Source organism: Streptomyces sp. NPDC014676 (assembly GCF_043084105.1).
Taxonomy (GTDB): domain Bacteria; phylum Actinomycetota; class Actinomycetes; order Streptomycetales; family Streptomycetaceae; genus Streptomyces.
In genome coordinates this window covers 511,781-536,988 of record NZ_JBIBZI010000002.1, presented here as the reverse complement: position 1 = coordinate 536,988, position 25,208 = coordinate 511,781, and the positions used below count along the sequence as shown (strand labels likewise).

Annotated in this window: 17 protein-coding genes; 12 read left to right on the top strand and 5 right to left on the bottom strand. The window is 71.9% G+C overall.

Going from position 1 to position 25,208, the window contains the following annotated elements:
- Positions 1-7 precede the first annotated feature (7 nt).
- The 3 genes from ACF1DX_RS06850 (at position 8) to ACF1DX_RS06840 (ending at position 7,169) form a co-directional block, all read left to right on the top strand.
- Complete coding sequence (locus tag ACF1DX_RS06850) at positions 8-5,050, top strand: hypothetical protein (protein WP_391790159.1); 5,043 nt, start codon at positions 8-10, stop codon at positions 5,048-5,050.
- Positions 5,051-5,403: 353 nt separating this feature from the next.
- Complete coding sequence (locus ACF1DX_RS06845) at positions 5,404-6,078, top strand: RNA polymerase sigma factor (RefSeq protein ID WP_391790158.1); 675 nt, start codon at positions 5,404-5,406, stop codon at positions 6,076-6,078.
- The gene (locus ACF1DX_RS06840) at positions 6,078-7,169 is read left to right on the top strand and encodes a hypothetical protein (RefSeq protein ID WP_391790157.1); all 1,092 of its coding nucleotides are present in this window, start codon (positions 6,078-6,080) and stop codon (positions 7,167-7,169) included. Before ACF1DX_RS06845 ends, ACF1DX_RS06840 begins: the two co-directional genes overlap by 1 nt.
- Before the next feature lie 204 nt (positions 7,170-7,373).
- Here the strand turns inward: ACF1DX_RS06840 and ACF1DX_RS06835 are convergent, their stop codons facing one another.
- The gene (locus tag ACF1DX_RS06835) at positions 7,374-8,243 is read right to left on the bottom strand and encodes a L,D-transpeptidase family protein (RefSeq protein WP_391790156.1); all 870 of its coding nucleotides are present in this window, start codon (positions 8,241-8,243) and stop codon (positions 7,374-7,376) included.
- Between the two features lie 306 nt (positions 8,244-8,549).
- Here ACF1DX_RS06835 and ACF1DX_RS06830 point away from each other — a divergent pair, with 306 nt between their 5' ends.
- From ACF1DX_RS06830 to leuE, 3 genes are all read left to right on the top strand, one after another.
- Positions 8,550-10,130 carry a methylmalonyl-CoA mutase gene (locus ACF1DX_RS06830; protein ID WP_391790155.1) on the top strand — a complete coding sequence of 527 codons (1,581 nt, stop codon included), beginning with the start codon at positions 8,550-8,552 and terminating at the stop codon, positions 10,128-10,130.
- Between the two features lie 92 nt (positions 10,131-10,222).
- Positions 10,223-10,798: a Uma2 family endonuclease gene (locus ACF1DX_RS06825; protein WP_391790154.1), complete on the top strand. Its 576-nt coding sequence runs from the start codon at positions 10,223-10,225 to the stop codon at positions 10,796-10,798.
- Positions 10,799-10,840: 42 nt separating this feature from the next.
- Positions 10,841-11,485, top strand: a complete 645-nt coding sequence (gene leuE, locus ACF1DX_RS06820; RefSeq protein WP_391790153.1) for a leucine efflux protein LeuE — start codon at positions 10,841-10,843, stop codon at positions 11,483-11,485.
- A gap of 3 nt (positions 11,486-11,488) precedes the next feature.
- Here the strand turns inward: leuE and ACF1DX_RS06815 are convergent, their stop codons facing one another.
- The gene (locus tag ACF1DX_RS06815) at positions 11,489-12,892 is read right to left on the bottom strand and encodes an FAD-dependent oxidoreductase (protein WP_391790152.1); all 1,404 of its coding nucleotides are present in this window, start codon (positions 12,890-12,892) and stop codon (positions 11,489-11,491) included.
- 72 nt (positions 12,893-12,964) lie between these two features.
- Between ACF1DX_RS06815 and ACF1DX_RS06810 the strand changes: the two genes are divergently transcribed.
- The 3 genes from ACF1DX_RS06810 to ACF1DX_RS06800 all read left to right on the top strand — a co-directional run bounded on the left by ACF1DX_RS06810 (position 12,965) and on the right by ACF1DX_RS06800 (position 17,955).
- Positions 12,965-13,615 (top strand): TetR/AcrR family transcriptional regulator, encoded by a 651-nt coding sequence (locus ACF1DX_RS06810; RefSeq protein WP_391790151.1) that lies wholly within the window; start codon positions 12,965-12,967, stop codon positions 13,613-13,615.
- Between the two features lie 549 nt (positions 13,616-14,164).
- Positions 14,165-15,625, top strand: coding sequence for a glycosyltransferase family 29 protein (locus ACF1DX_RS06805; protein WP_391790150.1), 1,461 nt, complete (start codon positions 14,165-14,167; stop codon positions 15,623-15,625).
- Positions 15,622-17,955, top strand: a complete 2,334-nt coding sequence (locus tag ACF1DX_RS06800) for a glycosyltransferase (RefSeq protein WP_391790149.1) — start codon at positions 15,622-15,624, stop codon at positions 17,953-17,955. The genes ACF1DX_RS06805 and ACF1DX_RS06800 overlap by 4 nt, the downstream gene beginning before the upstream one ends.
- 52 nt (positions 17,956-18,007) lie before the next feature.
- Here ACF1DX_RS06800 and ACF1DX_RS06795 read toward each other — a convergent pair whose 3' ends face one another.
- The 3 genes from ACF1DX_RS06795 to ACF1DX_RS06785 all read right to left on the bottom strand — a co-directional run bounded on the left by ACF1DX_RS06795 (position 18,008) and on the right by ACF1DX_RS06785 (position 21,460).
- Positions 18,008-18,991: a hypothetical protein gene (locus tag ACF1DX_RS06795; RefSeq protein ID WP_391790148.1), complete on the bottom strand. Its 984-nt coding sequence runs from the start codon at positions 18,989-18,991 to the stop codon at positions 18,008-18,010.
- Positions 18,992-19,115: 124 nt separating this feature from the next.
- Entirely contained in the window at positions 19,116-20,483 is a 1,368-nt protein-coding gene (locus tag ACF1DX_RS06790; RefSeq protein WP_391790147.1) for an alpha-2,8-polysialyltransferase family protein, read from the bottom strand.
- Positions 20,480-21,460, bottom strand: coding sequence for a glycosyltransferase family 2 protein (locus tag ACF1DX_RS06785; protein ID WP_391790146.1), 981 nt, complete (start codon positions 21,458-21,460; stop codon positions 20,480-20,482). The genes ACF1DX_RS06790 and ACF1DX_RS06785 overlap by 4 nt, the downstream gene beginning before the upstream one ends.
- Before the next feature lie 198 nt (positions 21,461-21,658).
- Between ACF1DX_RS06785 and ACF1DX_RS06780 the strand changes: the two genes are divergently transcribed.
- The 3 genes from ACF1DX_RS06780 to ACF1DX_RS06770 are packed head-to-tail and all read left to right on the top strand — an operon-like array spanning position 21,659 to position 25,192.
- Positions 21,659-22,966, top strand: a complete 1,308-nt coding sequence (locus ACF1DX_RS06780; RefSeq protein ID WP_391790145.1) for a DUF6716 putative glycosyltransferase — start codon at positions 21,659-21,661, stop codon at positions 22,964-22,966.
- 32 nt (positions 22,967-22,998) lie between these two features.
- Complete coding sequence (locus ACF1DX_RS06775) at positions 22,999-24,240, top strand: cytidylyltransferase domain-containing protein (protein ID WP_391790144.1); 1,242 nt, start codon at positions 22,999-23,001, stop codon at positions 24,238-24,240.
- Positions 24,241-24,253: 13 nt separating this feature from the next.
- Entirely contained in the window at positions 24,254-25,192 is a 939-nt protein-coding gene (locus ACF1DX_RS06770) for an N-acetylneuraminate synthase family protein (RefSeq protein WP_391790143.1), read from the top strand.
- Positions 25,193-25,208 lie beyond the last annotated feature (16 nt).

Here is a 25,208-nt window from a genome sequence, read left to right as displayed (position 1 = left end):
TGACGAGGTGCGGACACAGCAGCAGTCAGGGGACGGCAGGACCGGCACCTCGGAGCAGGCGGCCCGGACGCCCCGCACCGAGCTCCCACCCGCCCCTCTGCTCTCGCTCCAGCGTGCCGTCGGCAACGCGGCCACCTCACGCGCCGTGCGCAGGACCCGGACCGCGGCCGCCGGCCGCCCCGCGCTCCAGGACATCGAGGAGCGCACCGAGACGGGCCTCGTGCTGCCGCCGTACCTGATGAACCTCCAGGCGGGCGGCCTCTCCTCGTCGTACGGGCCGACCGGTCACGAGTTCGTCCGGCACGCGGTCTCCGCGGTCGTCGGGCACGCCGACGGCACCGTCGCCGAACTCGCCGGCGAACTGGCCGGCCGCCCGGAGAGCTTCTTAGGGCAGGGCCGCGCCTTCGCCGTCGAGGGCCGCACCGGCAAGGAGTGGTACGACGTCACCGTCACGATCCGCCGGGCCCCGGACGACCGGCCGCCCGTCTTCCACCCCGGGGACACCCTGGCCGACGCCTCACCGGGCACCGACGGAGTGCCGCAGGCCGCGCTCGAACACCCCGAGGGCAAGGACACCAAGCTCGACATCCACCACAACTCCGCCGCCACCGTGAGCTCCACGAGCGGCGGTTCGTCGAGCAAGGGCGCCGGAGGCGTCGCCTTCGGACTCGCCCCCGTCGCCCCGGGAGTGTGGTTCGGCGCGGCCGGTACCGCGAACGCCCAGCCCTGGCAGTCCTCCCGCGAGTCCCGCCGGCAGACGAACGTGGCCGAATGGCGTGTGCTGCGCAGCGACAAGGGCACGGTCGAGGTGGAGCGCAAGGTGCGCTACGAGGTACGGATCCGCAAGCACGGCACCGAGGACGAGCAGACCTTCGGCGACGCGGGCACCCTCACCCAGCGGGTGCCGACCGAGCACCTGGTCCCGGTCGGCACCGAGGCGCCCGCCCCGCCCCGGCCGGTGACCGCGGCCACCTCCCGCGACGTCTCGCTCTCCGACTCCCTCGCCCCGGTCGCGGTGGCCGACGAGGCCGCCCCGCACCAGGGCGGCGGAGGCCTCTTCGACACCGTCGCCTCGGTGCTGCACCCCGCGCTCACCGCCCCGGGCGCGCCGGGCCGCAGCCGGCTGTACTCGGTGACCTCCACCGCGACCGTCCTCGAGGATCTGCCCCGGCTGCTGCGCGACGGACTGACCGGCGAGGACCTCTACTCCAAGGACGGCAGGACGGCGGGCAGTTACCGGCTGAGCGCCGTCGTCACCGGTCTGTCCCCGGCCTGGGGCACCGGGAAGACACAGCTGCGCACGCACCAGCACGGCCAGACGTCGGTCGCGGAGAGCGCGGGCAAGGGCCGGTCCGTCCAGGCGGGCGTGGGCCCGGCGATCGGCGTCGGCGCGGTCGGCAACGCCGCCGTCGTACGGGGCACCGCCATGCCGGTCGCGGCGGCCCGCAAGGCGCGCTTCACCGTGACCGAACAGAGCGTCGCCGGCCGGCAGGGCGCGGAGATCCGCGGCGAGAAGGCCCTCTACTACGGGACCGTACGGTTCACCGCGGAGGGCACCGGCCCCCGCGCGGCGCAGCACATCCTGCGCCCCGCGACCCGCGTCGCCGTCCACACGATGAACGTGTGGATCAGCCTGCGGGCCGACGAGGCCCGCTCCTACGGGCTGCCGCTGCCCCCCGGGACGACGGCCGAGGACTTCATCAGCAAGCCCACGACGACCGACGAGAACGGCGACGAGCAGGACGTCGAGCGCCACCTCCCCTACGGCGGCAAGGGCGCCGGAGTCGCGCTGAGCCGCCTCGACACCGGCCCCATGATGCGGGCCGTCCACGAGATGTTCGCCACCGACCCCCGGCTGGCGGGCTACCTCCCCGCGTTCGGGACCACCGCGCCCGCCCCCGACACCGGCGCCGAGGACGCCGAGGCCCAGCGGCGCAACGTCCGCGAGCTGACGACCGCCCTGTCGGAGACCAGCCTCCGGGTCAACAAGGACCAGCTGCTGACCACCGGCATCCGGGTGCGGCTGCGCCGCAAGACGACCCTGCACTCCCACGACGTGCAGCTCCTCGTCAAGGGGGAACTCGGCGGCACCGAGTACGAGGGGGACATCAAGGACTGGTCGGTGCGCAGCCACACGACCGTCGCCGCGAACGCCCAGAGCGGGCGGAGCAGCCAGCGCTCGATCGGCGGCCTCGTCCTCGGCCAGGCCCGGCTGGTCCCCGGCGTCCTGACCGGCGCGGCCCGCTACGAGCGGCACAGCACCGGCTCGCACCGCAACCAGGGCGGCACGACCAGCCGTACGGACGTCGTCGCCAACGGCTCCGACACGGCCGCCGCCTTCCGCGCGGCCCTGCGCCTCGACGTGGAGGCCACCATGACCTCCCGCCCCCGCAAACTCGCCCGCGGCCTCACCCCCGGCGCCCCCGGCCGGGACGTGCCGGAGCCCGAGACGCTGACGTACATGAACCTCGGCAGCCAGGACGTACGGCTGCTCACCCCGGCCGAGTTCACCCTCGACGACGACGGCAGGAACCGGCTGGACGCCCTCACGGCGGCCCGCCCGGACGCGGCACCCGCCACGCCCGTCGCCGCCGGGGGCATCGGCGACCTGGCCTCGCTCGACCCGGTGCAGGGCATCACCACCGCACTGCACGACTGGCAACTGGTGGAGACCCTCGACGGACAGCCCGTCCGGGACCTCGCCTTCGCGCTGCTGTCCAGGGCCGCCGCCCGCAACAAGCCGCTGCGCGAGGACCCGGCACTGGCCACGGAAGGGCTCGCACCCCGGCTGGCGATCGAGGAGCGGTTCGGCGAACGGTCGATCCAGTCGGCGCTGCGGCAGGCCGCGTCCTCCGGCTGGGTCGTGAAGAACCTCCGCTACCCGCGCCGCCTCGCGGCCCTCAACGGCGCCGTCGGCACCCGGCTCGCCCTGGCCAACCCGGCGTTCGTGCACCGGGGCGCCGGGCCGGGCGCCGAGACCTTCGTGCTCGGCGGCCACCAGTCCGCCGGACAGTCGGGCCAGGGCACCACCAGCACGGTGCAGGTCGGCGCCACCGGCTTCGAGAACGGCGGCACCTGGCGGGCCGCGCAGGGCCTGTCGGCGTTCCGCACCACGGGCAGGGGTGACGCCCGGTCGTACGCCCTGTCCGGCACCGTCGAACGCAACGCCCACACCCCGAAGAAGGCCCCGCTGTACCTGCTCCAGTGCGATGTGGTGGTCACCATGGTCGCGGAGGTGAAGGTCACCGGCGGCGGCCCGTACGTGGCGACGGGATCCCGGCTCCTGCCCGGCGGGGCGGGCGTGTGGGTGACGGAGGCACAACTCCCGGCGGCACTGCGGCGGCAGGCGGGCCTCGACGCCCCCGAAGCGGCCACGGGGGACGAGAGCGACACGGAGAGCTTCCACACGGCCGCGGAAAGCCTCCGCACGGCAGCCGAACCGGCGGAGGACGAGAGCGACACGGCGAGCTTCCGCACCGCCCCCGCCTTCCCGGCACTCGCCCGCGAACTGCCGCTCGGCTTCGGCATGATCGAGGACCTGCCCAGCTTCGTACCGCTGCTCCCGGCGCTGCGCGCCCGCCTCACCGAGCACCGGCGGCAGGACCTCGCCGACACCCTGCTGCCCCGGCGGCAGCTGGACGACCGCAACGACAACGTGCAGCGCCTGCTGCGCGTCCTGGACCGGGACGGGTCCGCCGGACTGCTGGCCGGCGCCATGGACGGCGGGGTCACCGTGGAGCTGTTCGACGGCCGCAGCACCCCCTACTGGGCGGTGTTCAAGGTCGAACGGACCGGGGAGGGCGAGTACCTGGGCGCGGCGGACGACAAGCGGGACATGGAGTACATCACCTCGGCCGTCGCCCAGCAGGCCGCCTCCCACGACGACGGCGCCACGACCGGCATGGAGGGCATCCTCGCCGGTTCCGGCAAACCCGACGGCGGCGCGGGACAGTTGAAGAGCACGGGCGGCGCGGCGGGCCTCGGCCTCTCCTCCGGCGCGTCGAAGCGCAGCGGCACCGCGGGCCGGGGCCAGCTCGGCATGAAGACGGTCGCGGACGCGAGCACGGCGGCGGTGGCGAGGGTGCGGGTACCGATCCGCGCGAGGCTCGAACTGTTCGAGGGGAACCGGCGGCTGGACTTCGTCCTGCTGGACCACCTGACCCTGACCCACCGCCTCCCGCGGGCGGACCTGGACGCCCTCTCCCGCATCGGGCCCCCGGCCGCCCAGGGCCCGCAGGCGCCCGCCGCCGATCCGGCCCGCTGGCGCGCGGGCGGGGCGCGGCTGCCGATGGAGGCACAGGTCAACGGCTTCCAGGGCGCACCGCAGGTACGGCAGCTCCTCGCGTCCGCCATCCGGCAGGCCGGCGGCGGCGCCCGCTTCGACGACAAGGGGCAGGCCGCCGCGTACGCCCTGCACGAGGCCGTCTCCACCGAGTGGATGATCGCCGCCCTGCCGCTGCTCACCTCCGCCGGGGTCGAACTGCCGCCGGTGCACGCCACCGGAGTGGAGGGCCAAAACCTCCGCGCCTCCCTGCACGCGCGCCTGCGCGACGGCCGGGTGCTGGGCGTCGGCGACAAGATGGCCTTCGAGACGATCGGCCAGAGCCATCTGGAGGGGCTCCGCCCCACCCAGACGGAGGGCCAGAGCTCCGCGGACCACAGCAGAGCGGCCCGCGGCCTGGCCGGCGCGGGCGTCCTGGACGCCGGTCAGTTCCGCCTCAACCAGCTCATGGGCAACACGGGCGGCTCGGGCGGCGCCGCCGACGCCACGGCGAACGCCTCCGGCTCGATGCCGGTGCACAAGCCGAAGACGAAGTCGGTCCTCGTCCGGTTCACGCTGGACGTCAGGGCGGTCGCCCGGGTCACCAACCGGGTCCGCGGCTCCCGCACGGAAACGGCCGTACGCGACACGACACTCTCCCGCCCGGTCGTCATCCGTATGCCTGAATTCGCGGTCCGCGCGATGTTGACAGGTCAGCCCACCCACATCAGGGACGAGGAGAACCACCTGGGCCTGCGCCTGTCGACGGCGCCGCCCCCCGCTCCCTAGGACTCGGGGGACCAGGACTCCGGGGACCGCCGGGCAACGGCCGAGGCCGCCACCCCCCACAGGAGAGGCCCCGGCCGTCGCGCGGTACGGGCCGCGCGGCGACCCGTACTTCCTACAGCGCCATGCGTGCGTTTTCTGTCACACCCCCGTGTCACGGGTTAGTTGCATCTTGGACGGACGTGGACGGGCAGAGGATTCAGGCCGTAACGTGCCTTTCGCGCCAGGCCGCGACGGACACATGACCACGAACCGCCCGCGGCCTTGAGACCGCAACCACTGATCGAGCAACCACGACGGCGAGCAACCCGGTCCGCGAGAGCGGCGCCGGTTCAGGCGCAGAAGGGCGCGCGCGTGTGCTGGGGGACGACGCGGAGCTGACCGCCGCGGTGCGTGCGGCACAGGACGGGGACGAGACCGCGTTCCGGACTGTGTACCGCGCGGTGCATCCGCGGCTACTGGGATATGTACGGACACTGGTGGGCGAACCCGACGCCGAGGACGTGACGTCCGAGGCGTGGCTGCAGATCGCCCGTGACCTGGAGCGCTTCACCGGTGACGCGGACCGGTTCCGCGGGTGGGCCGCCCGGATCGCCCGCAACCGGGCACTGGACCACATACGGATGCGCGGACGCCGTCCCGCGATCGGCGGCGACGAGACCGAGCTCACCGGGCGGGCCGCCGAGTCCGACACCGCCGGCGAGGCCATCGAGGCGCTGGCCACCGACGGCGCGTTCTCCCTCATATCCCGGCTGCCGCAGGACCAGGCCGAGGCCGTCGTGCTGCGTGTGGTCGTGGGCCTCGACGCCAAGTCCGCCGCCGAGACACTGGGCAAACGACCGGGTGCCGTACGGACGGCCGCGCACCGGGGTCTGAGACGTCTGGCCGAGCTGCTCGGCGGCGATCCGGAAGCCCAGCCGGAATCCGCCGGGGTGCTCGACGCCCTTCCTCCCCAGAGAGAACCCCGCCGTCGTACGGTGACGTCCGCGAGTGTGACGCAGGTGCGAACGCGGACACAGAAGGACATGTGATGGCCGATGAGCAGCACAGGTGGCTGGACCGCGGGGCCGCGGAGCGCTTACTGAGCGGAGAGCCCCTGGAAACTGCCGATCCCGTCGCCCGGGACCAGGCCGGACGGCTCGCCGGAACACTGCGCGCGCTCTCCGCGCCGCCTCCTTCGGGCGGTGAGGAGCTCCCCGGGGAGGCGGCCGCCCTGGCCGCCTTCCGCAAGGTGCGCGAGGAACGGGAGGGGCGGTCCGAGGCGGCACACGGCGAGGACCGGTCCACCGGAACGCGGCCTTCCGACATCGGGGCGATCCGTATCGGCGTCCCGCACGATGATCGTTCCGCAACCGCGGACGGATCCCGGCGGGGGCGTCCCCTGGGCCTCGGGCTGGCCGCCGCGCTGGTCGCCGGCATGGCCGGGGGCCTCGCGGTCCTGGCCGGAACCGGAGTCCTCTCCCCGCCCGACGGCTCCCGGTCCGACCCGGCCGCCTCCGTCACGCACCCCGAACGCCCCCTGGTGTCCCCTCCTCCGGAGGGCGCCGCACCGGGCGGAGTCACGCCCGGGGGCGCCGCCGGGGACGCGGAGGGGTCCCGCGCGCCGGGGAAGCCCGATGCGGACACCGGTGACGGCGCGGGCCGTGCTGGCCGCGGTGGGAAGCAGATCGCCGCGGCCTGTCGCGCGTGGCGCGACGGCAAGGCGCTGAACGGCGAGGGCGAGCACCTCCTCGAGGACGCGGCGGGCGGCTCCTCCCGTGTCGGTACGTACTGCGAGGACGTGCTGTCCACGTCGGACACCCCCGGTGCGTCCGGTACGGCCGGCACCGACGGGGGAGCCCACAGCGGCGACGGGAACGGGAACGGGAAGGCCGACGGTCAGAGCAATGACCAGGGCCAGGGCCAGGACCAAGGGCAAGGACATGGTCAGGGGCAGGGGCAGGGGCAGGAACGTGGCCAGGGTCAGGATCAGGATCAGGGTGACGATGCCGACAACGGCAACGGTGGCGACAGCGCCGGGAAGGACGACCTCGGAAGCAGCGGCACCAACGGAAACGGTGGCGGCAGCGGCAATAGCAGCAAGGGCGGCAACAACGGCAAGGGTGACGAGAGGAACCCATGACACCGCCCCTGACCTGCCCTTTTGTTGACCGCTGAACTTCCCTCCCGTGCGGGTGTGACACTTCCGGCCCTTGCGGCGCAGTAATGAGTGAGCCGACTGGTCATCGGCTGTCGCACGGAGCCGGGGTTCCCCCCGTACCCACGGCTCGTGCACCTCGGCGCGGGCGGGACACGTTCCCCCGGTCCCGCCCGCGCCCCTTCTGTCTCACCAGTGCACGACGACCTTGTCGCCGTTGCGCACCTGCCCGTACAGCCGTGCGATCGCCTCCTCGTCCCGTACGTTGACGCAGCCGTGCGAGGCGCCGGAGTATCCCCGCGCGGCGAAGTCGGCCGAGAAGTGCACGGCCTGGCCGCCGCTGAAGAACATGGCGTACGGCATGGGCGAGTCGTAGAGCGTGGACACGTGGTGCCGGGACTTCCAGTAGACCTGGAAGACGCCCTCGCGGGTCGGCGTGTACTCGGAGCCGAAGCGCACCGGCATCGTCGACACCGTCCGCCCGTCGATCATCCAGCGCAGGGTGCGGCTGGTCTTGCTGATGCACAGCACCCGGCCGGTCCGGCAGCGCGCGTCGGGCGCGTCGGCCGGCTGGCCACCCATCAGATACAGCTCCCACCTGCCCGGTTCGCGCGTCATGCCGAGCAGCCGCTGCCAGGTGACGGAGTCGGTCACCCCGGTCCTCGGCAGTCCGCGCCTGCCCTGGAAGCCCCGGACCGCCTCCGCCGTCAGGTCGTCGTACGTCCCCGTCGGCCCGTGGAAGATCCAGGCGACCTGCCGCAGCCGGGCCTGGAGTTCGCGTATGCCGCGCCCGGAGTCACCGGGGGACCACAGCACGCGCGGTGCCGGGGTGCTGGAAGGAGGGGAGGACTTCCCGCCGTCGCCGCCATTGCCGCCGCCGTCGCCGTCCGGAGCCCGCGACGGTGACGCGGACGGCGTCCGGCTCGGCACCTCTATTCGCACCGGTGACCTGTGCTCCCCGCCCGCCCCGGCCGGCTGCACCGTGCAGCCCGCCGCACCGCCCGCCAGCGCGGCCAGGGCCGTCAGCGCCGCGACGGCCGCGGTTCCCTTCCTCCCCATGCCCGTACTCCGCACACCAGCCCCCCTCGTCTCACCGGCCGCGCCCGGCCGTCACCTGAGATGTTCCCCGGACGTGACCCCCGGCGAACAAAGGGGCATGGTGGTGAGTGACCGGAAGACGACCGCCGAGGTGGTGCTGTGAGCGGGGTCCCACCGAGGCTGTGAGGAAGGTCCCAGCGTGCGCCCCTCCACCGGGCCGTACGCGCACCGCTACAGTCCGTCGAGAGATCGGCCCGTGCCGGCGAGTGACTGACGGGTACCGGGCGAGCGAATCGAGCAACGCTGCTCAGCGGGAGGCATCACACCATGGCGCGCGAGTCGGAGTCCGGTCTGCCCATCGAGCCGGTCTACGGACCGGAGGCTCTCGAGGGCTGGGACCCGGCGGAGAAGCTGGGCGAGCCGGGGGCGTACCCCTTCACCCGGGGCGTGTACCCGACGATGTACACGGGCCGGCCCTGGACGATGCGCCAGTACGCCGGTTTCGGCACGGCGACGGAGTCCAACGCCCGCTACAAGCAGCTCATCGCCAACGGCACGATGGGCCTGTCGGTCGCCTTCGACCTGCCCACCCAGATGGGCCACGACTCCGACGCCCCGATCGCGCACGGCGAGGTCGGCAAGGTGGGCGTCGCCATCGACTCGGTGGACGACATGCGGGTGCTGTTCGGCGGCATCCCGCTGGACAAGGTCTCCACGTCGATGACGATCAACGCCCCCGCCGCCCTCCTGCTGCTCCTCTACCAACTGGTCGCCGAGGAGCAGGGCGTCCCGGCCGACAGGCTCACCGGCACGATCCAGAACGACGTGCTGAAGGAGTACATCGCGCGGGGCACGTACATCTTCCCGCCCAAGCCCTCGCTGCGGCTGATCGCCGACATCTTCAAGTACTGCAGGGCCGAGATCCCGAAGTGGAACACGATCTCGATCTCCGGCTACCACATGGCCGAGGCGGGCGCCTCTCCCGCGCAGGAGATCGCGTTCACCCTCGCGGACGGCATCGAGTACGTCCGCACGGCCGTCGCGGCCGGCATGGACGTGGACGACTTCGCCCCGCGCCTGTCCTTCTTCTTCGTGGCCCGTACGACGATCCTGGAGGAGGTCGCCAAGTTCCGCGCGGCCCGCAGGATCTGGGCGCGGGTGATGAAGGAGGAGTTCGGCGCGAAGAACCCCAAGTCGCTGATGCTGCGCTTCCACACGCAGACGGCGGGCGTGCAGCTCACGGCCCAGCAGCCCGAGGTGAACCTGGTCCGCGTCGCCGTCCAGGGCCTGGCGGCCGTCCTCGGCGGCACCCAGTCGCTGCACACCAACTCCTTCGACGAGGCGATCGCGCTCCCGACGGACAAGTCCGCCCGCCTCGCCCTGCGTACGCAGCAGGTCCTCGCCTACGAGACGGACGTGACGGCGACCGTCGACCCCTTCGCCGGTTCCTACGTCGTCGAGAAGATGACCGACGACGTCGAGGCGGCGACGCTGGAGCTGATGAAGAAGGTCGAGGACCTCGGCGGCGCGGTCAACGCCATCGAGCACGGCTTCCAGAAGAACGAGATCGAGCGCAGCGCCTACCGCATCGCCCAGGAGACCGACTCCGGCGAACGCGTCGTGGTCGGCGTCAACCGCTTCCAGCTCGACGCGGAGGAGCCCTACGAGCCGCTCCGCGTCGACCCCGCCATCGAGGCCCAGCAGGCCGAACGCCTGGCGAAACTCCGCGCGGAGCGCGACCAGCAGGCGGTCGACTCGGCGCTGGCCGCCCTGAAGAAGGCGGCGGAGGGCGAGGACAACGTCCTCTACCCGATGAAGGACGCGCTGAAGGCACGGGCGACGGTGGGCGAGGTGTGCAACGCGCTGCGGGAGATTTGGGGAACCTACGTGCCGTCGGACGCCTTCTGACCTGGTCGGTTACTCCGTATGAGTGATCACGGGCGGAAGCCGTCCGTCCCCGGTTACCCTCGTGGAGAGTGGGCCCCGAAAAGGAGGACGCCATGGCCGTACTGCAGCAGGAGCTGACCCTGGGTGAGGCTGCCGACCAGCTCGCCCGTGCACTGCCTGGCCACCGCGTGGAGATTCTCCAGGGGAGGCTCACTGTGACACCGCCGCCGGACGGCTCGCACGCCCTGTCGCTGACGAAACTGGGCAGGGCCCTTGATCGGGCAGGGCTCGTCGAGGCCGGGTACGAGTACGTCCAGGGCATTGGACTGTGGCTGCCCACCTTGCCCTCGGACTTCGCGATCCCCGACCTGTCCATCGTCGATGTGGATTTCCGTGACGCCCACGTCACGAAGAACTACTACGCCCCGAACGTCTTCCGCATGGTCGTCGAGGTCACGTCGTCGAACTGGTCCGACGACCTCGGGCCCAAGGTCGAGTGCTATGCCCAGGCCGGTATTCCGGCCTATCTGATCGTGGACCGCAAGCACGACGAGGTCCTGCTCCACACCGATCCGGCCGATGGCGAGTACCCCGACCCCCAGCGCTTCAAGCGGGGCCAGGACGTGACCGTGCCGGAGTCGGTCGGTGTGCGTGTCGAGATCTCGGCGGACACCCTTCTCGACGGCTGAAACACCGGAGCGGAGTGCCGCACTCCGTGCGACACTCCCCCCATGTTCGGCGTCATCGACCTCCCCACCTACCTGGCAGGACTGATCCTCATCGTCCTGCTGCCCGGCCCCAACTCCCTCTACGTCCTCTCCGTCGCCGCCCGGCGCGGTGTGCGCTCCGGGTACACGGCCGCCGCCGGCGTCTGGTGCGGGGACGCCGTGCTGATGACGCTCTCGGCCGCCGGGGTCGCCTCGCTGCTCCAGGGCAACGCCGTGCTGTTCGGGATCGTGAAGTACGCGGGCGCCGGATATCTGACCTGGCTGGCCGTCGGGATGCTGCGGGCCGCGTGGGGGATGTGGCGGACGCGGCGGGACAAGGACGTGACCGAGGCCCCCGTCGCCGCCCCGCCCGGTGAGCGTCCGTTCCGCCGGGCCCTGGTCGTCAGTCTCCTCAACCCCAAGGCGATCCTGTTCTTCATCGCCTTCTTCGTACAGTTCGTGTCAGAGTCCAACCCAGTCTTGGGGTTCGTGACTCTAGGCGTACTCGCCCAGGTGGCAAGCGTGTTGTACCTGTCTGCGCTCATCTTCGGCGGGTCTCGTCTAGCTGCTGCGTTCCGTCGTCGGAGGGCGCTCAGCGCAGGGGCGACCTCGGCGGCCGGGGCGCTCTTCCTGGGCTTCGCGGCGAAGCTGTCGCTGGCGAGCGTGTAGCGGTCAGCGCCCGCCGAACCGGGCCAGGTACTCCGGGAGCCCGGCCGGCGTGTCCCCGGCCCAGCCCACATGGCCGTCCGGGCGGACGAGGAACAGCCCCGCCCCGTACGTCTCGTGCGCCGGGCCGCGCACCAGTCGTACGGCGGCGGGCGGCTCGGGGGCGTCCGTGCCCAGTGCCAGCAGGGTCCAGTGCGGCCCCCGGAACGCGTCGAAGAGGCGTACGCCGTCCACCGTGGCGTCCGGGGCCCGGTCGCCCGCGCGCACCGGGCCGGGTGCCGTCCGCGTCTCCGCGGTGAGCGTCGACGCGGGGTAGCCGAGATCCAGTTGCCGGGTGGCCCCGCCCCGCCGTGTCTCCCCTCGGTGGACGCTGGTGGACAGGCCCAGCATCCGCGCGGCGATCGGGCGCCGCTCCTCCTCGTACGTGTCCAGCAGCGCCGCCCCCGCCCCGTCGCCCAGTACCGCGCCCAGCTTCCAGCCCAGGTTGTAGGCGTCCTGGACGCTGGTGTTGAGGCCCTGGCCGCCGGCCGGGGAGTGCACGTGCGCCGCGTCGCCCGCGAGGAAGACCCGGTCCACCCGGAACCGGTCGGCGAGCGCGGCCCGCGGACGGAAGTCCGAGGCCCAGCGGACCTCCGTGACGTCCTCGGCGGCGAGATGCGAGCGGGCGGCGACGATCCGCCGTACGCCCTCCGGGGAGAGGTCCACCTCCGTGCCCTCCGCGAACCGGGCGACCAGCTGGAAGTCCTCCGTCCCGGCCAGCGGGCAGATCGCCAGGAGGTCCTCGGTTCCCTCGCCCTGGGGGAAGAAGTGCCAGTTGTCCCGGTCCAGGCCGGTGATCCGCACGTCCGCCACCAGCGTGGGGAACGGATCCACTTCCTCCCCGGTCATGCCGACGCCCACCGCCCGGCGCACCACGGAACGGCCGCCGTCCGCCGCGACGAGGTACCGGGCGCGCACCGGTCCGCCGGAGGCGAAGCGCGCGGTCACCCCGTCCTCGTCCTGGACCACGCCGGTGACCTCCCGGCCGAAGGCGACCTTGCCGCCGAGCTCCTCCAGGCGCTCCAGCAGGATCCGCTGGGTGCGCCACTGCGGGACCATCCACGGCTCGTTGTACGGCGCGTCCTCGCTCGGCTCGGCCGGTTCGAACATGTGGTGCTCGCCGATCCGCTCGCCGCCGCGCCAGATCATCCCGACCGGGTAGCCGCCGCCCGCCGCGTGGATCGCGTCCAGCACGCCCAGGTCGTCGAAGACCTCCATGGTGCGCGGCTGGAGCCCCTTGCCGCGCGAGCCGGGGAACAGCCCGTCCGCCCGCTCCACCACCAGCGCGGGGATCCCGCGCCGGGCCAGGTCGATGCCGAGGGTGAGGCCGGTCGGTCCGGCGCCCACGATCAGCACATGGGTGTCGCTCATGATCCAGTCTCCTTAACGTTGTTAAGTGGTCTGCCCTGTGAGCGTGTCCCTAACGGTGTTAAGTTGTCAAGCGTGAGCTCGGAACGACGCACCCCCCTGGACCGCCGACGGGTCGCCGACACGGCGCTGGGACTGCTGAACGAGGTCGGCCTGGACGGTCTGACGCTGCGCGTGATCGCCAGGGAACTGGACGTCAAGGCGCCCGCCCTCTACTGGCACTTCAAGGACAAGCAGGCGCTGCTCGACGAGATGGCGACGGAGATGTACCGCCGGATGGTCGCCCAGGGCCCGCCCGACCCGGACGACACCTGGCAGGAGCGGCTGCTCAAGGCCAACCGGGGCCTGCGCACGGCGCTGCTCGCCTACCGCGACGGCGCGAAGGTGTTCAGCGGCTCACGCTTCACGGGGATCGAGCACGCCGAGCAGATGGAGGACATGCTGCGGCTGCTCACCTCCGCCGGTTTCACCCTCGCAGGGGCCACCCGCGCGTTCAACACGACCTACCTCTACACGCTCGGGTTCGTCACCGAGGAACAGGGCGTCCAGCCGCTGCCCGGGGAACGCCGCGAGGGCTTCGACCTGGAGGAACGCGCCCGCATGATGGCCGCCTACCCTCTCGCGGCCCAGGCGGGCGGGGAGATCTTCGGCAACTACGACCAGCACTTCGAGGAGGGCCTCGCCCTGCTGATCGCGGGGATCGAGGCCCGGTACGGGACGCCTTGAGGCCGGTGCGCACGGCGTGCTCGCCGGCCGGGGTCCCGGAGGGGCCGGCGCGCCGCGGGCCGCCGGGCCGGAGCCGCACACCGGCGATCCGGCCGGCCTCGGGCGATGCCGGCTCGGACCGGTGACCACCAGGGGGAACCGCACCTCGGGTGAACCGCCCCGGGCCTCGGTGACCGCGCTCAGCGGCCGCCGTGGTGATACGCCGCGGCCATGAGGGCGGCGACCGGGCGCGGTCCGTCCGGGGCACGCGGTCGCGTTTCACGGCGAGGCGCCCCCGGCTCCGTCCCCCGGGGTGTGCCGGGTGGCGGGCGGGCGATCGTGCCGGTCAAGGAAATCCCCTGCGTTCATGGTCCCGGCCGTGCGTACGCCGGCACGCCGGACCGGTGCACGGGCGACGCCGGGCCATCGGGCCAACCATTCCTCACCAGGACGCGACGAGTTCACCTCGGCGTCGTTTTGGCTTTCTAAATTCTTCCGACACCCCCACCTGGAAGACATCACGACCGACACCGTCCCGCGGACGGCGGCCGGTTCCGCACAAGGAGTGCCATGACGACGGTCCACAACAGACGGGCACGTGCACAAGGAGGGAAGCTGGACGACTGTCTGCGTGCCTGCGCGGTGCACAGCGGCAAAATCGTCGGCAGCACCGACCGCCGCCGCATCCAGCTCGCCGAGCAGTTGCGGAAGCTGCTCGTCGTGTGCGCCACCGGTGCCACGCCGGAGCCGGCGCCCGCACCGAGTGGCGCGACCGCCCTGCTCAAGCGGGCCGTCAAGGGTGCGGCGACGCCTTCTCCCGGCCTGTCCAACGAGTTGCTGGACGCCCTGCTCGCCGTCGCCAACAAGGCCCTCGAATGCGGCTACGACGACGAACTGAACCTCGCGCTCCTCATCAGCGACACCGTTCTGGCCCAGCGCAAGAGTTCCCGGGCCGGCTGGCGGCTGCGCGCCCGCCTGCTGGAGGCCCTCGGCGACGAGACCGAGGCCGTGGCCGCCTACGAGCGCTACCTGGGCCTCACCGACGACGACGGCTTCGGCGTGCGCGCCAAGATCGCCGGACTGCGCACCGCGGCGGAGAAGGAGCAGGAACTGCTCGCCCTGCTGCGCCGCCAGTGCCCGCGCGCCGAGGAGTTCGCCCGCGGACCCGCCACCGACGTGTGGGCCGAGGGCCTGGCCGCGCACGCCGTGGGGGACTGGACCGAGGCCGAGCCGCGCATGGTGGGAGCGATCCTCGCGCTGGCCGCCGAGCAGTCCCCGGTCGACGACCGGCAGGAACTGCTCAGCCAGTACCTGGACCTGCGCACCGACCGGGGCGGCGACCTCCCGGCCCTCACCGAGGTTCTCGCCCTCTACGCGGAGCAGCGTCGCACCCGGATGCGCGGCCCCGTCGCCGACCCGACCATCGGCGGCGTGCGGTGGGTCAGCCTCGGCGAGTTCCGCAACGAGATCGCCGGCAAGTCCGTCTGCTTGATAGCCAACTCCGGGCGGGTCGGCAGCAGTTCGATGGGCGCCGAGATCGACGCCTACGACCTGGTGGTGCGCTTCAACTCGTACCGCATCGACCCGAAGCACACCGGCAGCCGCACCGACATCCACGCCACCATCCACAAGCACGGCTTCAACTGGGACCAGCAGGTCACCACCCGGCTCGTCTTCGGCGGCATCTCCGGCGACTGGAAGTACTCGCTGCGCAACCGCCTCGTGCCCGGCGCCCAGCGGTTCCTCGGCGACGAGTCGCTGCGCTGGCCCGTGCGCAACATCGGCCGGCTGGGCACCGACGCCTGGACGGGCATCCCGACCACCGGCTTCAACATGCTGTTCCTGCTGGACTTCCTGGACGTCAGCCCCACGCTCGACCTGATCGGCTTCGACTTCTACGAGAGCGGCGCCTACCGCGTGGCGGAGGCCATGAAGATGCCGATCACGTCCGTGCACGAGTACACCAGCGAGAAGGAATGGGTCATGCAGCGGGCCCAGCGAGTGACCGACATGAGGATATCCCTGCGATGACCACGACCTTCCCGGCCGGCACCACCTCCTCCCAGGCCCCGGCCCCCTCGTCGGCCGCGCTCACAGGCAAGCGGCGCGTCGCCTTCGCCTCCTACGTCGACGAGAACTACCTGCCCGGCTTCCTCGCCCTGCTGCGCAGCCTCGCCCTGTCCAACCCGGGGGTGTGCGAGGACTTCGTCGTCCTCCACGACGACCTGCGACCCGGCTCCATCGCGAAGATCCGCGCCCTGCACCCGCGCATCGTGCTGCGTCGCGTGGACGCCGAGCGGTACGACTCGTACAAGAAGGGCGACCAGGACAACTACCTGGTCCGCAAGGCGTACTTCATCCTCGACGTCTTCCGGATCCGTGACTACGACACGGTCATCACCCTCGACACCGACATGGTGGTCCTCGGCGACCTGGGCGAACTCCTGCGCCTGCGCGAGGGGCTGGCGGCCGTCCCGCAGTTCTTCTACGGGCAGCACAAGCTCAACTCCGGTCTGCTGGTGATCCAGCGCGAGTACCTCAGCGACGCCTTCTGCGCGAAGCTCGACGCGACCGGACGCAGCGGGGACTACGAACTCGACAAGCACGACCAGGGCATCCTCAACGCCGTCCTGGACGGCGACTTCGTCCGGCTCGACGCCCGCTACAACTTCGTCAAGCGGCGCCTGTCCGGCGACCTGCCGGTGCCCGACGACACGGCGATCCTGCACTTCACCGGGCGGCACAAGCCCTGGCAGGGCGGCGAGGCCGGCTACTCCCAGGCGGAGGAGCGCTGGCGCGGATTCGACCTGTCCGACGCCGACTTCCACGCCGCGTACCTGGCGTCCTCCGGGGGTCTCCACCACGACCTGCTGGTGCACTTCGGCACCCCGCACGTCATGCGCACCGGGGACGTCGAGTGCGCCCGCAAGGTCGCCGCCGCGCACATCGCGGCCGGTGACTACCAGGACGCCGTCGACATCCTGAGCAGCGTCCGCATCCCGCTCGACGAGGCCTGGCCGCACGAGGTGTTCGGCCACGCCCTGATGAGCGTCTCCCGCTACGAGGAGGCCAGGGCCCAGCTGCTGCTGGCCACCTCCGCGCCCAACCGGGCCGCCACCGCCTACGCCCGGCTCGCCCAGATGGCCTGGGTGCACGGTGACAACACCGAGGCGCTGCGGTACGCCACCGCCGGCATCTCCGTCGACCCGACCCACCGGTCGAGCCGGCTGTGGGCCCAGCGCGCCGGCACCGTGCCCGCCCAGGAGCAGGGCAGCCCCGGGGAACAGCTCGCGCACGTCGCCTTCTACATGGACCGGCAGGGCAACGCGGGCGACAAGCTGCTGCCGGAGACGGTGCGCCTGGCGTTCGGCGAGGACACCACCTCCCGGCGCTGGCACTCCGTCCACGCCCACCGCCTGTTCGACGAGGCGGCCCTGGAGCGGGTCAACGCCCGGCGCGGTCTGGTCATCGGCGGTGGCGGACTGTTCATCCCGGACACGATGCCCAACGGCAACAGCGCCTGGCAGTGGAACGTGGCCGACGAGCAGCTGAACGGCATCGACGTGCCGATCATGGTGTACGCGGTGGGGTTCAACGCCTTCGACGGGCAGTCGTACCGGGCCGGGCGGTTCCGCGAGAGCCTCCGGCTGCTGGTGGAGAAGTCCGCGTTCTTCGGACTGCGCAACCACGGCTCCATCGCGAAGGTACGGGCGATGCTCCCGGACCACCTGCACGACCGGGTCCGCTTCCAGCCCTGCCCCACCACGGTCAGCCGTCAGCTGGTCCCCGGCTGGACGGACCCGGCGCACCGCGAGGACACCGTCCTGCTGAACGCCGCCTACGACCGGGCGGGCCTGCGCTTCGGGCACGACTACGGCCACTTCCTCGCGGAGATCGCGAAGGCCGTACGGGACATCGGCGCGCACACCGAGGTCCGCTGCGCCGCGCACTCGCTGGACGACGAGCGGATCGCCTTCGACCTGCGCCGTGAGCACGGCATCTCGCTGCCGGTGATCCCGATGTACGACTTCGACAACGACGCCATCCGGGACCTGTACGCGAAGACCCGCCTGGTCATCGGCATGCGCGGGCACGCCGGGATGATCCCGTTCGGTGTGGGCACACCGATCATCAGCCTGATCTCGCACCCCAAGATGGCGTACTTCCTCGCCGACATCGAGCGTCCCGAGTGGGGCATCTCCGTGCACGAGCGGAACCTGGGCGCGATGCTCACCGAGCGGGCCGTCGGCATCCTGGACGCCCACGCGGCGACGGTCGCCGACGTCCACGAGCGCCAGCAGACGCTGTGGAAGGTCACCGAGGCGAACGCGGCCGACCTGCGGAGGATCCTCGGAGCCTGAAACAGGGTGAGCCCCCGCGGCCGGTGGACCGCGGGGGCTCACGCACGCGGGTTCAGCGGCCCACGGCCTTCCTCACCAGCCGGGTCAGGCGGGAACCGCCGTGCTGCTCCCGGTCCTGTTCGTACGCCTTGCGCAACTGTTCGAAGTGGTCCGCGCGGGTCCGGCTCAGGTACGCGTCGGAGGTCAGCGGCTTGGCGATCGACCAGGCCCGACGGTGCTCGCCGGCGTAGTGGGCGGTGTAGGCCTTGGCGAACTCCAGGACCGACTTGAAGGGGATCCCGCCCGTGTGGTCGCGGTCGATCTGCTCCTGGACGGCGGAGATCAGCGCCAGTTTCTCGTCGACGGAGTAGGAGTCCTCCGCGACGGCCTTCAGCACGTGCCCGGGGATCGGCCGGACCACCTCGAAGGCGAGCGTGGAGCGGACCGGCGGCCCGGCGATCTCTATGTACGGCAGCAGCGCGCCGGTGCTGTGGTGCAGCCACGGCAGCCGCGGTCCGGCGAAGTCCTGGTGCAGCACCACCGAGCCCGGTCGCAGCCGGGTCAGGAACCGTTCGGTCACGCACCGGAACACCCGTGCCGTCTTGGCGATGTCGACGTGCAGGAACTCGACGGGGGTGGTGTCCTCGGGGTCGGAGGTCTGCCAGAGGTCCCCGGCGTGGATCTCCAGGAACGGCAGGAACGGCTCCAGCCGCCCGCGGAAGTCGTCCAGGAAGGAGTTCTCGCCCCGCGGCTTCGCTCCGTCGGTGAAGAACTTCTCCGTGGCGAACGTGCCCTTGCCCACGCGGAAGAAGTCGTACGCGTGCAGCCGGCCCGTGCGCTCGTCGAACACCGGGCTCTCCCGCAGACCGAGGGCGAGGGCGTACGTGGATCCGCCCCCGCCGGAGCCCAGTTCGACCAGCCGGTCCTCGCCCGTGAGGTGATGGCGTCCCAGCAGGTAGAGGAACTGCAACTCCCAGGTGCTCACCTGGGAGTAGGGAAGGGTGTCCGGCAGCCGGACGTCGCCGAGGAGAGGATAGAGCCGACTGAGCTTCGTCATGGATGCCTCACGGGTGGGACAGCGCTGGAGGAGGGCGGCAACGCGGTACGGAACGCACGACCGTTGATACACCAGCGAATCCGGGGAATGCATTCCTCTCGGCCGAATGTCCGACGGGCTTCATTCACTGTTCACCGGTGGAAGCGGGGGCCGCCCGCCGGCGTGCCACCGCCCGCCGCAGACCGCGTGCCTTGCGCGCGACCCGCCGTACGGTGGCGTTGCGCGGCAGGAAGCCCAGCTGGGCCGGAATTCCGCCCGGCAGCCCCAGGGACGTCAGCCGCTTCTTCGTGAAGTACCTCAGGGTCCCGTCGTCCAGCCGCGTCGACAGATACCGCTCGGTCCCGGCCCGCAGTTCCGGGAGGATCTTCGGCTGCATCGCGAACCCGACGGCCCGCACGAGGTCGCCGAGCGCCTCGGTGTCCATGCTCCCGCGCCGCTCCGCGACGGCCGCGCGGTCGTCCGGCGAGGGCAGCAGCGCGTGGACGATCGTGACGGGGACGCGGTTGCTGTTCTCGTACGGCGTCAGCCGTTTCAGCAGCGTGTCCGTGCCGACCCGGGCGACCGGCAGACCGTACAGCTCGGACGCGGTGAGCAGGGCCGTGGAGAAGCAGCCGACGACCAGCGCCGGACGCATCCGCTGGTAGAGCACCTCGGCGAGCACCGGGGTGTCCAGCACCGTGAGATCGGCACCGAGCCGCTCGGCCTCCCGCTCCAGGGTGCGGGTGAAACGGGCCGGGGCCGTGGGGTGCGGCTTGAACAGCACCCGGGTGTGACCCAGTTCCACCGCGCCCTTCAGCATCCGTACGTGCAGGTCCTCCTCCTCCTCGACGGAGAGGATGCGCAGCGCGGACAGGTACTGGCCCAGCAGCAGCGCGGGCTCCTCCACGTCCGGCAGCGCGGCGCCGGTGTCGACCAGCTCGGCGAGCACCTTGGTGAACGCCGGGGTCGGCACCACCTCCGACGCGACACCGAACTCGGTGAGCAGCAGCGGCCGGAGCCCCGGCACCAGGTCCAGGTGGAGCAGGCGCTCCACCCGTGTGCCGACCAGCGGATCGATCTTGTTGCGGGTGGGGCCGTAGCTCATCAGGCCGTCCGCGTAGACGGTGACGGGCGCGTCGGTGAAGATCTGCGCCACGCCGAGGGCCGGGTTGACCTGGATGGACTCCACCGCGAGCGCCACGTCGTCGTCACCGATGTTCCAGGCCAGCCGCAGATACCGCTCCCACAGGGGCACGTCGTCCACCCGCGGTTCCCAGCCACCGGGATGGAAGGGGAAGACGGCCTCGTTCCACGACACCACGTCGTCGAAGCGCGACCGCAGCCGCTCGAACCCGGGCATCTCGTCGACGGAGGGTGTCGTCTCCGGCGTCACCGCGTTGTTGGAGACCAGCAGGATCCGCCGGTCGGCGGGTGCGAAGCAGCCCGAGTCGAGAGCGGCGGCGAGCGTGGCGGTGCCGTACAGGGTCGACGCCATGAAGATCTGTGTGCTCACGCCGCCACCTCCGCGGCCGGCGCCGGACGACGCCGCAGCCGGCGCAGCCGTCCGGCGCGCTCGGCGTCCATCGAGCCGAGCGCGCCGTCGAGTACGTCCTGCGGCATGCGCCGCAGAGCGGCGGCGCTCATCACCTTCAACTTCCTCGCCACGGACGGCTCGAACCTGTCGACGGCGCCCAGGTGGTGGGCGATGATCGCGCAGTACGTGCGCACGGCCTTCGGCAGCAGCGCCGCCGCCTCCGGGTCCCTCGCGGTCTCCTCGATCACCTGGTCGAACGCGCGGATGAAGTCGAGTTGCCGGGCGTCGCCGATCTGCGTCAGCGACGAGGTGACGCCGCGCCGGTAGAAGACCCCCAGCAGGCTGGTCACCGCGAAGGACTCCGCCTCCCGGTGCAGCTTCCAGATCCAGGGCCGGTCCTCCGCCGTGCGCAGCCCGTCGGTGAAGTGCAGCAGGCCGCGATCGACCAGACGACGGTGGTAGATGCCCGCCCAGGCATAGGCGTAGTCGACGGAAGTGGTCCGGTGGGCGGGCAGGATCGCGTCGCGCGGCCGCAGCGTCACGTTGCGCCGGCCGTGCGGGACGCGGTGCACGGTGCGGGCCCGCGCCGTGCACTGCACGTGATCGGTGCGGACGAAGTCGCAGCCGAGCGCCTCGATCGCGGCGACCAGCCGGGCGTAGTAGCCGGGCGCCAGCCAGTCGTCGCCGTCCATGAAGGTCAGGTACTCGCCACGGGCCCGGTCGATGCCGGTGTTGCGGGCGGTCGCCAGACCGCCGTTCCGTTCGTGTCTGACCAGTACCGCCCCCTGCAGTTCATGTTCCGCGCGTGAGAGAAGGTCTGCGGTTCCGTCGGTCGAACAGTCGTCGACGAGAATGAATTCGAAGTCGTCGCGCGCATTGGCACGCAGACTTCGCAGGGCATCGAGGGCGTATTGCCGCACATTGTAGAACGGCACGATCACGGAAAGCTTCGGCACCCTCGAAACGCTAGGAGATTGCCGGACAGGGGAACTTTCCGACGGGCATACACAGGGTGAACTCGATGTGTCGGAATGGTGCATCGCTTGTGCTTCCAGGGAATCCGCGGGCCGGTTCGGCTTTCGGTGGTGTGTTGTTAACTTCTCGTTGATTCACGGTTGGGCCATGCCTAGAATTCGCTTCCTAGCGTCTTCGACGTGCCAGCAAGTGCAACGAAGCCTCTCAGGGTCGCGGTCCTCGCGGATTCCGACACCCGGTGGAAATGGGGCGCGCTCACCGCGAACCGCGTCGCTCCGCGGGACGTCCGCCTCGACGGATTCCTGCTGCGGGGCCGCGCCACCCCCACCGCCCGCCAGCTCGGCGAGGTCGGCGTCACCGCGGACTCGCTCCGCGAGGTCACCGCCGTCGAGTTCCTGCGCGCGATGCGCGAGGAGTCGTACGACCTCCTCGTGCTCGCCCTGGTCGGCGGCGGGGTGCAGGCGATGCTGCACGGACTCAAGCGCGCCTGGGAGGACCGGCCGCGGCGGCCCGTCGTCGTCACCGGATACGTCGGCGTCGTCTACGAGAAGCTCGCCGACGGCCTGCTGCTGCGTCACGGCGCCGACCTGGTGCTCGCCAACTCCCGCCAGGACGCGGACCGTTTCCGCGCCGTGTACGAAGGCGTGGGCGCCGACGCCTCCTCGGTGACCGAGGTCGCGCTGCCGTTCCTCGGCGGGGACTCCTACGAGGGCGAACACGAGCCCTACACGGTCGTCTTCGCCGCCCAGCCCTCCGTCCCGGAGAGCCGCAAGGACCGTACGTACCTGCTGAACCGGCTGGTGGAGCACGCCCGCCGGCACCCCGAGCGCGAGGTGCTGCTGAAGCTGCGCTCCAAGCCCGGCGAACACACCACGCACATCGAGGAGCTGCCCTACCAGAAGCTGTCCCAGCGGCTGGACCTCCCCGCCAACTTCCGCCTGGTCTACGGGCACATGGGCGAGGTCCTCGACCGGACCGACCTGCTCGTCACCGTCAGCTCCACGGCCGCCCTGGAGTCGCTGCACCGCCGCATCCCGACCGCGGTCCTCACCGACCTCGGCATCCGGGAATCCCTCGGCAACCACCACTTCCTCGGCTCCGGCTGCCTCGCCTCCTGGGACCAGCTCGACGACGGACACCGCCCGGTGCCCGACGCGGAGTGGGTCGCCCGGCAGGGTGTCGCGTCGGACGGCTCGTACGGGACGGCCTTCGACGCGGCCCGCGCGCGCATCGCCAAGCTGCTCGACCGCCCCGGCGGACTGCCGCCCCTCACCCCGTACTACACGCCCGTCACCGCGCCCGGCTACCTGCCCGGCATCCTCGCCCGCCACCACCTCGGCCCGGACGGCACCCCGCTGCCCGGCGCGCCCGCCGCCGACAAGGAGCCCGGACCGGTCCGGCAGATCGTGCGCCGGGCGGCGCGCGGCGCCTACCGGCACGGCGTGCAGCGCGTGGCCCCGGTGATCCGCCGGATGGGGGAGCTGTGACCGGCCCGACCCCTGCTCAAGGAGCTGATCCCATGTCCCACCCGCCGACGGTGCGCCGTGTGCTCGCCGTGATCCCCGCGCGCGGCGGCTCCAAGGGCGTACCCGCGAAGAACCTCGCCCCCGTCGGCGGCGTCCCCCTGGTGGCGCGCGCCGTCCGCGAGTGCCGCGCCTCCCGGTACGTCACGGACGTCGTCGTCTCCACCGACGACCAGGCCATCGCGGCCGCCGCCCGGCAGGCCGGCGCCGAGGTCGTGCTGCGGCCCGCCGCCATCGCCGGCGACACCGCCACCTCCGAGGCCGCCGTCCTGCACGCGATGGACACCCACGAGGCCCTCCACGGCGCCCCCGTGGACGTCGTCCTGCTCGTGCAGTGCACCAGCCCCTTCCTGCTCCGCGAGGACGTCGACTCAGTGGCCGGCGCGGTCGTCGACCAGGGCGCCGACACCGCGGTGACCGTCGCCCCCTTCCACGGCTTCATCTGGCGGGACGCGACGGACGGGACCCCCGGCGCGGGAGCGGACCCGTCGGCCGCCGGAGGCCACGGCGTCAACCACGACAAGTCCTTCCGCCCCCGCCGCCAGGACCGCCCCCAGGACCTCCTGGAGACCGGCGCCGCCTACGCCATGGACGCGGCCGGCTTCCGCGAGCACCAGCACCGGTTCTTCGGCCGCACCGAACTCGTGCGCACCGACCCGGCCCGCGTCCTGGAGATCGACGACCCGCACGACCTCGCCCGGGCCCGCGCCCTCGCCCCGCTCTTCGACGGGGACCGGCCCGGCGCCCTCCCGACCGCCGACGACATCGACGCGGTCGTCCTCGACTTCGACGGCACCCAGACCGACGACAGGGTGCTGATCGACTCCGACGGACGGGAGTTCGTCTCCGTGCACCGCGGGGACGGACTCGGCATCGCGGCCCTGCGCCGCAGCGGCCTGAAGCTGCTGATCCTGTCCACGGAGCAGAACCCGGTCGTCGCCGCCCGCGCACGCAAGCTCAGGCTCCCCGTGCTGCACGGCATCGACCGCAAGGACCTCGCGCTCAAGCAGTGGTGCGAGGAACAGGGCATCGCGCCCGAGCGCGTGCTCTACGTCGGCAACGACGTCAACGACCTCCCGTGCTTCGCCCTCGTCGGCTGGCCCGTGGCGGTCGCGAGCGCCCACGACGTCGTACGCGGCGCCGCACGCGCGGTCACCACCCTCCCCGGCGGTGACGGCGCGATCCGAGAGATCGCCGGCTGGATCCTCGGTCCCTCTCTCGATTCCCTCCCCAAGTAAGGAAACCCCGGACATGAGCACCAACTCCCGCATCCGCACCTTCGGCACCCGCGAAGCCGGCCCCGGCCGCCCCGTGTACGTCACCGGCGAGATCGGCATCAACCACAACGGCGACATCGAGAACGCCTTCAAGCTGATCGACGCCGCCGCCGAGGCCGGCTGCGACGCGGTCAAGTTCCAGAAGCGCACCCCGGAGATCTGCACCCCGCGCGACCAGTGGGACATCGAGCGCGACACTCCCTGGGGCCGGATGACGTACATCGACTACCGCCACCGCGTGGAGTTCGGAGAGGACGAGTACCGCCGGATCGACGAGTACTGCAAGGAGAAGGGGATCGACTGGTTCGCCTCCCCGTGGGACACCGAGGCCGTCGCCTTCCTGGAGAAGTTCGACGTCCCCGCCCACAAGGTGGCCTCCGCCTCCCTCACCGACGACGAGCTGCTGCGCGCCCTGCGCGCCACCGGCCGTACGGTCATCCTCTCCACCGGCATGTCCACCCCGAAGCAGATCCGCCACGCCGTCGAGGTCCTGGGCAGCGACAACATCCTGCTCTGCCACGCCACCTCCACCTACCCGGCGAAGGCGGAGGAGCTCAACCTCCGCGTCATCAACACCCTCCAGCAGGAGTACCCGAACGTCCCGATCGGCTACTCCGGCCACGAGACGGGCCTGCAGACCACCCTCGCCGCCGTCGCCCTCGGCGCCGTCTTCGTCGAGCGCCACATCACCCTCGACCGCGCCATGTGGGGCTCCGACCAGGCCGCCTCCGTCGAGCCGCAGGGCCTGCAGCGCCTGGTCCGCGACATCCGCACCATCGAGGCCTCCCTCGGCGACGGCGTCAAGAAGGTCTACGACTCCGAGCTCGGCCCGATGAAGAAGCTCCGCCGCGTCACCGGCGTGGTCGCCGAGGCGGAGATCGCCGCCGCCGCCGGCGAGCCCCTCGCCGTCTGAGCAGTCGAACCCACCC